Raw genomic sequence first — 9,003 nt, 5'->3', positions numbered from 1 at the left:
GGATTTGAATTAGTTACGAGCTACGGGCTACAAGCTACAAGTGCCTTTCGGAATATAGCGCAGCTACTTGTAGCTTGTAGCCCGTAGCTCGTAACTGATTCCTTTCTGCACAGTTTTTATCCCAAAGGATTTTCTTCTATGCCGTCATCTCCGCCGCTTGAGCTTCCTCCGCCCGATTTAGTAGCCTCGTATCCTGCCAGTTCCGATAGGCGGCACTTCTTGCGCAATTCCTGATTGCTCCACGTTTTGGTATTGCGTACATTCAGGTGAACGCTGTCCACGAGTGCGGTGTTCCAGTCCTCGCGTTTCTCCGTGCCCCGTCCCGAAATGCCCAGGGAGAACAGACCCAGTTCGCCCAGGCGTACCGACTTTCCGTCCAGCACCAATTCCTGCAGGCAGGCGAGCATGTCGATGAGTACGCCGTGGATGACGCCTCGCGAGTAGGGCGAGTTGTGCTCGGCCATGTGGGTGACGAAGTCTTCGAATGCCACCGTACGGTCCTGTACGGCGCGTGCGTACCACTTTTGTGCCTCGGAGGGCTTCTGCGGGTTCTTCACCTGAGCGAGGCGATACTTTAAAGTTCCGATAGTTGTTGCCATGTTTTTTTAGTGTTTAAAAATTAGGATAAAATAAGTTTCTTTCTTTTTATCGTTTTTTTAAGAACGTTGTTGTTTTCAGAAGATGTCATTGTCGTTTCCGAAGAACAATGCAAAGATACGCCGCCTGCCCCTGTTTGCCAAAAACGTGGGTGGGCTAAGACGTGAAAATCTGTTAATGAGGTTGTCCTCTTTTGAGCGGTTATGAATCAAACGGACTATCTCAATTCCCCTCCTCCCAGGAGGAGGAGAATTAAGATAGTATCGTTTATCATTTGCTCCTTTCTGCAAAAAAACGAATAACTATCTTCCACGAGGCAGAAAAAATAGTTTTGCAGATAGGAAAGCATACTTTAACCGTTATTTTACCACCTTATCACCTTACCACTCTATCACTTCTTTTTTCATCCCCGTTACGTGACAATCGTGACAGATGACAAATAGGAAAGAGAACCCTTTTCAGTCTTTATATTATATATTTATATATAATATAACTATAAGCTTCAGGGGGGCGCACTAATTGTCATTTGTCACGATTGTCACGATTGTCACACAATCGGGTAGTACAGATGCGTGGGTTCGAAACAAGTTTGCTTTTCTCTTGTTCATACTATAATTGTCGGAATCTCAAAATATTTACGTCCGAGTGTTCCCTTTTTTGCAATAAAGTTCTTACCTTTGCACAAAGTTCTTATCGTTTTTCTTTTCCGATGAGTCCACTCTTACCTAAAAGGGAAGTGGGCTTTATTATTTTCAACGGGGATTGAGAGGAAAGAAAAACTAAAATGAATTTGAAAAATATAAAATGAAACAATGGACAAAATTCTTTATTATATAGCTCGGGAGACTCAGGGCAAATGTTTTGCATCTTTCAAGTATTGTTACGACAACACAGCCGACCCTAACATTGAATATGAGCCGGGGGAGGAGAATTATATAAATATGAAAGAATATGCAGAAGACAAGCATAATCCTAAAACACGTGATATGAATAATCTTGCAGAAGAATGTAGCAAAGGCCCTGCACTTTTTAAATACTTCTTGGACGGTTCGCGTCGTGTGTATAAAGTGGATGACATACAATATGATAAGAAAGTTTTTCCCATTGTGAGCGGACAGATATCCGTGGCATGTTGCGCGCGCAACATGAATGATGACTATACGTTTCACTCTTTTGCCCATGTAGATGAAGAAAACTATTCGGTGGTGTGCCTGCCTATTACTGCTAATGGGGCCGGCGAGGACAATGCCTCATTCTTTGGAAATCTTCGAAATAAACTTAACGGCTTGCCCCTGTTGCAGAAGTCGGGTACACAGATAGGCAAAGTGCTTTATTACCTGACCAAATGCGATGGACGCGAAACGCTTGAAAACAAAGGTGTGGCACGCATACAAGACGAAATGGTGGATTGCGAGAAGCGTATTGTAGCGCGTATGATGAGTAGGCACTTGCTGACGCATGAGAGTTATCTGATAAAGGATGGCTCTATCCAGTATAAGCCTATGAAAACAGGCGATTACAAAGAACTGAATCGCATCCGTAATAATTATCGTCATGTGGTGGGAGTATCCAAGAAGTTCAATCCCAACTTGATGAAAGATAATCGGGGACAAAGTAGTGCCGGTGCGATAGCCAACTTGCCGCTTTACCATCGTACACCGGCTTTCCTTTGGAATCCGGGACCTGAATGGGGAGGTATGAATTTCGCCATTTGGTATGTACGCATTCGCGATGTTCACCATACGGTGACGCCCTACTCGGGTATACTGAAAATAGAAAAAATGTTGATGACCGGATACGAGAATGACCACGGTTTGTCCACTGACGAAATTGATATAATTACGGCTAATATCATCAATGAACGAAACCCTGTTTGCTATGGTAACGATGCCCGCTGGGCCAATCATCTATATCCTGTCTATATGACAGAGAGTTATTGTAAAAGCCGTTTTAGAAGCGACATTCAATTCATTAATCTGTTCTGATTAGTATGGAAACAATAGGAAGAGTTATAGCTACTGAAAAACAACCTTCAACCATTGAAGATTTTACATTTTGGACACGCAAGGACTTTAAATTGAGACCTTTCGATGTTGTGGTGGTAGAGCATATCAAAGACTCGGAGGGGAGAGATTCGAAAACATTCGGTGTGGTAGAAGAAATTTCACACATGACCGATTCGCCCAGTGCGTTGGCCGGATTCATTTCCAGCGATTTCGGTGATGTGGATGCCCGTTCCTATACGGAACGTATAGGTATGAACTACGTGAAATGTAAAGTGGTGGGCAACGACCGTGGTATCTATATACCTGTTCAAGAAGGGCGTAAAGTTTTTCTTGCCAGTGAGGATGAAATAATGGAAGCCCTTGGTCTAAAGGATGTAAAGCATCCCCTGCCGGCTGGTTATATTGAGATGTATGATGGTGAAAACCGTAAGACATTGCCTGTGTTTTTTAATTCTCATTTCTTGATAGGGCCTGAGGGGGCGCATCTCAATATTTCCGGTATTTCGGGATTGGCTTCCAAAACGTCGTATGCCATGTTTTTGATGAAGTCTATACAAGACTATGCGATGAAGAACCGAAAGGAGTCGGTAGCTTTTATCATGATGAACGTTAAAGGAACCGATTTGTTGAAGATAGATCAGAAGAACACGCGGAAGGACGAATTGGAAAAGATAAAACCCGTGTATGACTTGTTGGGTATGGAAATGCAACCTTTCAAACAAGTGAAATATTTTTATCCTTTTTGCAAGGACTGTACTTCTTATACTTACGAGAAAGAGAGCATAATCAAGGAACGCATAAAGGCTAAGACGGCTTTTCAATATAAGTATCTTTTTGAGACGGATGAAGATAAAGAGTGTCTGGATTTGCTTTTCGCTAATGTGGACGATCCTAATGAAACGATAGAGAGTATACTTAATTTCATTATTTCAAATGGGGGTGAGTTCAGGGGTGTTGATACATGGGAGGATTTTAAGAATGCACTTTATAACCAAACGCAGACCGACAAAGCGAAATCTTCCGGCAAAGAAATTTCAGTGATGAGTTGGCGTAAGTTCTATCGCTTATTTAACAAAAGCTATCAGAAGTGTCAGCAAATGTTTACCAATCAGCTTGGCACAGGGGTTCGTCTTCGTGACGAGATAGCCGAAATCGGTAAAAATGATGTAATGGTGATAGATGTGGCAAAGTTGGATGAAGAATCGCAAGGCTTTGTGTTTGGAGATGTGATGCGTGCTGTTTACAATCTGAAATTGGGAGCTTCGCAACGTTCTGACGAGGAGATACCTGATCGTATCGTCATTTTTATTGATGAGCTGAACAAGTACGCTTCTGTGGATGTACCCAAGTCATCGCCCATTTTGCACCAGTTGCTTGATATCACCGAGCGCGGACGGTCGCTTGGAATCGTACTTTTTGGTGCAGAACAGTTTGTGAGTGACATACACCGTCGTGTGAAAGGCAATTGTGCCACACAGGCTTTTGGCCGCACCAATGCCATTGAGATAACACGTGAGGATTTCCGTTTCGTGCCGAGCGTGTACAAAACGATGCTTACTCGCATGAAACAGGGTGAATACATCCTTCAGAACCCTGTGTTTCGCTCTATGTTACACATTAATTTTCCATTACCCATTTATAAATATTACGAATAACCCATGGCAAAAATAGGTAAAAATGTAATAGAATCGCTTACTCGAAGCATGTACGAAGATAGTCGGTGCATTTATAGAGAGTATATACAAAATGCTGCCGACCAAATAGACTTGGCCCGTAGGCAACATCTTGAAGAAAATAATTATTACGAAATACACGTACGTATCTTTCGCGAAGAACGCAAGATTGAGATAGAAGACACGGCTACGGGCGTGAGCCGCAATGACCGGGAATTGCTTCTCGATGTGGCTGCCTCGCAAAAACGACGCGGTTATCAAAAGGGCTTCCGTGGCATTGGCCGATTGGGTGGTTTGGGGTATTGCTCCGTGCTTACTTTTGAGACTTCTGCCAAGGGTGAGAAAGTGAAGACCGTGATGCAATGGGATGCGGAAAAGATGAATCGCATTCTTGACAATGAGACTGACGACCGTGAGGCCGGGTCTGTGATAGACGAATGTGCCCGTTTTGAGGAATTGCCCGAAGAAGAGCAGAAACATTACTTCAAGGTGACGATGGAACGGGTGAGCGATGACCGTTTACTCGATATAGAGGACATTAGAGATTATCTCTCGATGGTAGCTCCCGTTGATTACTCCACGGCTTTCAATCGTTTTGCGGCAAAAATAAAAAGCTATGTTGCCCAAAATGGTATCGCACTCGATGTGTACAACCTTTACTTAGGCGATAAAGATGGTGAGGAACAGATCTATAAGGCCTATACCCCAATCATTAAAGATAAGAAAAGCGGTGATTACTATATCAAAGACATACAAATGTTTGATTCTAAAGATGAAGAAGGTAATCTGCTTTATTGGGGCTGGTACTCCATATCTGAAATACGCGGGCAGATACAGGAACACAATATCCCCTACGGAATTCGTCTTAGGCAAAAGAACATCCAGGTGGGTGATGAACGCACCTGCCGAAACTTTTTCGTGACGGAGGGTGACAAGCGGTTTGCACAATACTTTTATGGGGAACTTCATGTAGAAACGCCCCAGCTGGTGCCCGACGCGCGCCGCGACTACCTGCGTGAGAGTGAAGATCGGAGTGCCTTTGAAAGCCTTGTCAGAGAGAATTTTCAGGTGTTGAAGGAGCTATGTAATGATGCGTCGAAAATAAGGAGTGCACTGAAAGAGATAGAAAAAGCCGACAAGGGACAGAAGGAGTTAGTGGAAAAGAAAAAAAGAGGGGGAGTCACTTGTGAGGCGGAAGAGGAGGCAAACCGGAAGAAATTTGAAGAATATCAAAAAAGTCGTGAAAAAGCAGAGAAAGAATTGGAGAGGAAAAAGCAGAAAGTGAATGAAAGCGGTTCGCCGCTCGGCTTTATGTTTGCTCCCGCGCCAACATCTGCACCGGGCGCTTCGGGTGAATTGCCTGCTCCGAATCGTTATACTGCACCTGCCGGAGCCTACAATCCCACTCCTGCCGTGCAAGTTGGCAAAGTGAAAGAAACGATACCTAACCCGGTGGAGGGTGACGCTTCATTGAAGCCCCGTTTTCGCACGGATGGGGAGATATATCGTAGGTTTGATGAGAAAGAGAAAAATATCATCAATTCGGTGTACCACGCCATTTACCATGCCATTGCCAATGAAGATATGCGTGAAGGAGTAATCCTTTTGATTGAAAAAGAACTGACTAAATGAACCGGAGAGTACTGCTTTTAGAACCGAACTACAAGAATAAGTTCCCTCCGATAGGACTGATGAAAATGGCCACCTACTTTCGTTTGTGTGGTGACGATGTGGTGTTTTACAAAGGCGATCTCACCGAATTTGTGGTCAACCAGATAACGGACGAATGTGTAGATAAACTTACAGGTGTGGACAGTTCCATTAATTGGAAGCTTCGTTTCTCATATATAGCTACTTATATCCGCTATCGTAGGAAAACTGACCTTGCTCTTATAGGCGTGGAGGATTCGAAGCTTTATGCCTCCCTTATCGGTCCGTGGATAGAATACTACAAGAAGTTTTATCATAGCGGAGAATACAAGCGCCATCCACGTTGGGATTTTGTGGCGGTGACTACCCTGTTCACCTTCTACTGGAAAATTACTATTGAGACCATCGAGTTTGCCAAAACTATGGTGAAAGATCCGGGGCGCCTGATGGTAGGGGGAGTGTTAGCCACTATCCAACCCGGAGAAATAGAAAAAGCCACAGGTATCAAGCCTCACGAGGGGACACTACATACCCCTTACAAAGACATTGACCCGGACAATCCGTATGTTATTGACGAATTGCCGTTGGACTATTCCATCCTGGATGAGATAGATTATGTTTATCCGGATAGTGGAGCATATTATAGTTATGCTACTCGCGGATGTATCCGCCGTTGCTCCTTTTGCGCCGTGTGGACGTTGGAGCCGCACTATCAGGAATATATTCCTCTCTACGAGCGCATTGAGCGCACGCGTCGCCTCTATGGTGCACAACAGAACCTCTTGTTGATGGATAACAATGTGCTGGCTTCCAGTAGATTGCTTGATATCGTGGCCGACATCCGCCGATGCGGATTCACACCGGGGGCAAAGTACGTAGAACCCAATCAGTATGACATTGCCATACGCAATCTGCGCCTTGGCTTGAATAATCGTGCCTATATTCGTAAGTGCCATAGGCTGCTTCAGGAAATAAATGAATTTAAGGGGTTGAATGAAGAAGAACGGACTTTGATTTTTGGTATGCGTCATGATGCCGGTCTGCTTCTGCGCGAGACTTGTACCCGTGAGACATTGATTGCTACCTACAAGGATTTTGCTCCTTACTTTGATAAGAAGAATGCTCAGGGCCATAGCAAGGGGCGATTGCGCTATGTAGATTTCAATCAGGGCGTGGATGCCCGCCTCTTCAATGAGGAGCGTGTGACCTTGCTTTCGCAAATACCTGTACGTCCGCTTCGTATCGCTTTCGACGATATGAAGACGGAGGCGGCTTATACCCGTGCCCTCATGATGAGCGTAGATCATGGCATAAAGGATTTCTCTAACTATTTGCTTTATAACTTCAAGGACAAGCCCACCGATTTATATCACCGTATGCGTATTAACGTGGATTTGTGTGACACGCTGGAGGTGGGGATTTATTCATTTCCCATGAAGTATCACCCCATTAAGGGAGAGAATAGTCACGACCGCGATTTCATAGGCGAACATTGGAACCGTAAGTATATCCGGGCGGTGCAAGCCATCTTGAATGCAACGAAAGGTAAGATAGGACGTGGGAAAAAGTTCTTTGAGAAGGCTTTTGGTCGTGACGAGAAGGAATTTATGGAATTACTCATCATGCCCGAGACATTCATTTTATTCCGTTTATTTTTTGAGCATTTGGGTTACACCGAAGAGTGGCGCAAGGCGATGAAAACACTCACAACATGTGAGCGGAAAGAATTGATGCCCATTATCTATAAAAATGACTTCAGCCATATAGAGGAGCTGACCGATAACGAGAAGCTTCGCCGGATATTGCAATATTATAAAAATTATCGGGCGGATGTTGCTGACCCAAAGTCGGAACTTTATAAGAAGAAACAAGAATTTGACGAATTGCAAAAACGAAAGTAATGACGGTAGTAATAGAAGAACATGCAAGTTTGCCCATAATTCTGGGAGACGATTCAGCGTTTTTTTTCGATAGGGAAGAAGCGTGTTATCTTGCAAGTGATGCTTGGAAAAAGATGCTTTCTGCTTTTTGGCAGGAGATGAGGCTCAAGGTATCGCCCGGCGATGCAGAAGAACTGAAGCGGGTGCTTCGTGAGAAGCGGAGTAGGATAGCGGAGGAATTCAAGAGGCAGGAGTTCTACATCGTCTGGAGCAAAAGTTTTGATGAAAACGGGCTAAATTTCGACTCTGAAAAATTCGTGCGGAAGCTGAATGTTCTTTATGAGGGAAAAATAAATCGAATCGAGCTTAATACGTTTTTTGCATGGTATTGCCTCACTCGCACTATTGACACGCTTCTTGCACAAGTTCTTGAAAACGAAAAACGGGCACAGGGAAGTGTGGTTAATTTCTTCTATAACGATGGTGGAGAGATACACTTTGGAGAATCAGCTTCGAACGGGAGTACTTCTAAATCGGAAGAGGCGGAAGAAGAGCTTTTGCGCAACGTGATATTCAGTACCTGTCTGTTTGATACCAATCAGCGACTTATGGACTTGCGCCGTGTTATTGCTGCCGCAATTGACATGGGGGATGCCGCCATGCTCTATGGTGCACCACAGGAGATGCGGATTAATCCCGGTGTGATGGGCGAATGGTATTACATTGTAAAAGCGATAGAAGAAGTACGTGTTGCCAAAAGTAAATTTACCGTCACCGCTTTTATTGAACAAATGACAAGCTGGTTCCCACTCATTTTTTCCTCTTGTTCTTCGTCCGAGGAGTGGGAAAAATACAAGCGTCGTCTCTCAAAAGCTATATCAAGCGAAAAAAGCCTTTGGAAGTATGGAAAGGCTGGAGAGATAATTTCGCTCCGCGAGATGTGGGCCAAGCGCAAGCATCTTTCTTTAGACCAAGCCAAGATGGAACGAGTTCATGCCATAGCCTATAAGGGCTTATTCGTAAATTTGATGGATTTGAAACAAGGCATTGAACGGGAAAGAAATGCTGGATAAATGGGTTCATTCTTGTAGCAAATCATTGGCTTTTACGGACAATCTTTCGGACACGTCGGACAAAGTCTGCCTTTCTAATCGGACACGTCGGACAAACTCTTTTTGTCACTTTCTCATCTGAACT

At 44.1% G+C, this 9,003-nt stretch carries 6 protein-coding genes; 5 read left to right on the top strand and 1 reads right to left on the bottom strand.

Going from position 1 to position 9,003, the window contains the following annotated elements:
* Window positions 1-116 precede the first annotated feature (116 nt).
* Window positions 117-599 carry a DNA-binding protein gene (locus QZ135_RS23625; protein WP_294615400.1) on the bottom strand — a complete coding sequence of 161 codons (483 nt, stop codon included), beginning with the start codon at window positions 597-599 and terminating at the stop codon, window positions 117-119.
* 810 nt (window positions 600-1,409) lie between these two features.
* Here QZ135_RS23625 and QZ135_RS23620 point away from each other — a divergent pair.
* From QZ135_RS23620 to QZ135_RS23600, 5 genes are read left to right on the top strand one after another with little or no spacing between them, the layout of a single operon-like run.
* Window positions 1,410-2,582 (top strand): hypothetical protein, encoded by a 1,173-nt coding sequence (locus QZ135_RS23620; protein ID WP_294615398.1) that lies wholly within the window; start codon window positions 1,410-1,412, stop codon window positions 2,580-2,582.
* Window positions 2,583-2,587: 5 nt separating this feature from the next.
* The gene (locus QZ135_RS23615; RefSeq protein WP_294615396.1) at window positions 2,588-4,258 is read left to right on the top strand and encodes an ATP-binding protein; all 1,671 of its coding nucleotides are present in this window, start codon (window positions 2,588-2,590) and stop codon (window positions 4,256-4,258) included.
* A gap of 3 nt (window positions 4,259-4,261) precedes the next feature.
* Window positions 4,262-5,908: an ATP-binding protein gene (locus QZ135_RS23610; RefSeq protein WP_294615394.1), complete on the top strand. Its 1,647-nt coding sequence runs from the start codon at window positions 4,262-4,264 to the stop codon at window positions 5,906-5,908.
* Window positions 5,905-7,827: a hypothetical protein gene (locus tag QZ135_RS23605; RefSeq protein WP_294615392.1), complete on the top strand. Its 1,923-nt coding sequence runs from the start codon at window positions 5,905-5,907 to the stop codon at window positions 7,825-7,827. The genes QZ135_RS23610 and QZ135_RS23605 overlap by 4 nt, the downstream gene beginning before the upstream one ends.
* On the top strand, window positions 7,827-8,879 hold the full coding sequence (locus QZ135_RS23600) for a hypothetical protein (protein ID WP_294615390.1): 1,053 nt from the start codon (window positions 7,827-7,829) through the stop codon (window positions 8,877-8,879). Before QZ135_RS23605 ends, QZ135_RS23600 begins: the two co-directional genes overlap by 1 nt.
* Window positions 8,880-9,003 lie beyond the last annotated feature (124 nt).

The sequence above is a fragment of the uncultured Bacteroides sp. genome (genome assembly GCF_905207245.1).
Classification (GTDB): domain Bacteria; phylum Bacteroidota; class Bacteroidia; order Bacteroidales; family Bacteroidaceae; genus Bacteroides.
Note: the sequence above shows the minus strand (reverse complement) of the source record. Positions and strands in the feature narration are given on the sequence as shown.

What these genes read in the sequence shown, in the direction of transcription:
- QZ135_RS23625 (WP_294615400.1), bottom strand. Translation starts at nt 599, where the DNA reads ATGGCAACAACTATCGGAACTTTAAAGTATCGCCTCGCTCAGGTGAAG.
- QZ135_RS23620 (WP_294615398.1), top strand. Translation starts at nt 1,410, where the DNA reads ATGGACAAAATTCTTTATTATATAGCTCGGGAGACTCAGGGCAAATGT.
- QZ135_RS23615 (WP_294615396.1), top strand. Translation starts at nt 2,588, where the DNA reads ATGGAAACAATAGGAAGAGTTATAGCTACTGAAAAACAACCTTCAACC.
- QZ135_RS23610 (WP_294615394.1), top strand. Translation starts at nt 4,262, where the DNA reads ATGGCAAAAATAGGTAAAAATGTAATAGAATCGCTTACTCGAAGCATG.
- QZ135_RS23605 (WP_294615392.1), top strand. Translation starts at nt 5,905, where the DNA reads ATGAACCGGAGAGTACTGCTTTTAGAACCGAACTACAAGAATAAGTTC.
- QZ135_RS23600 (WP_294615390.1), top strand. Translation starts at nt 7,827, where the DNA reads ATGACGGTAGTAATAGAAGAACATGCAAGTTTGCCCATAATTCTGGGA.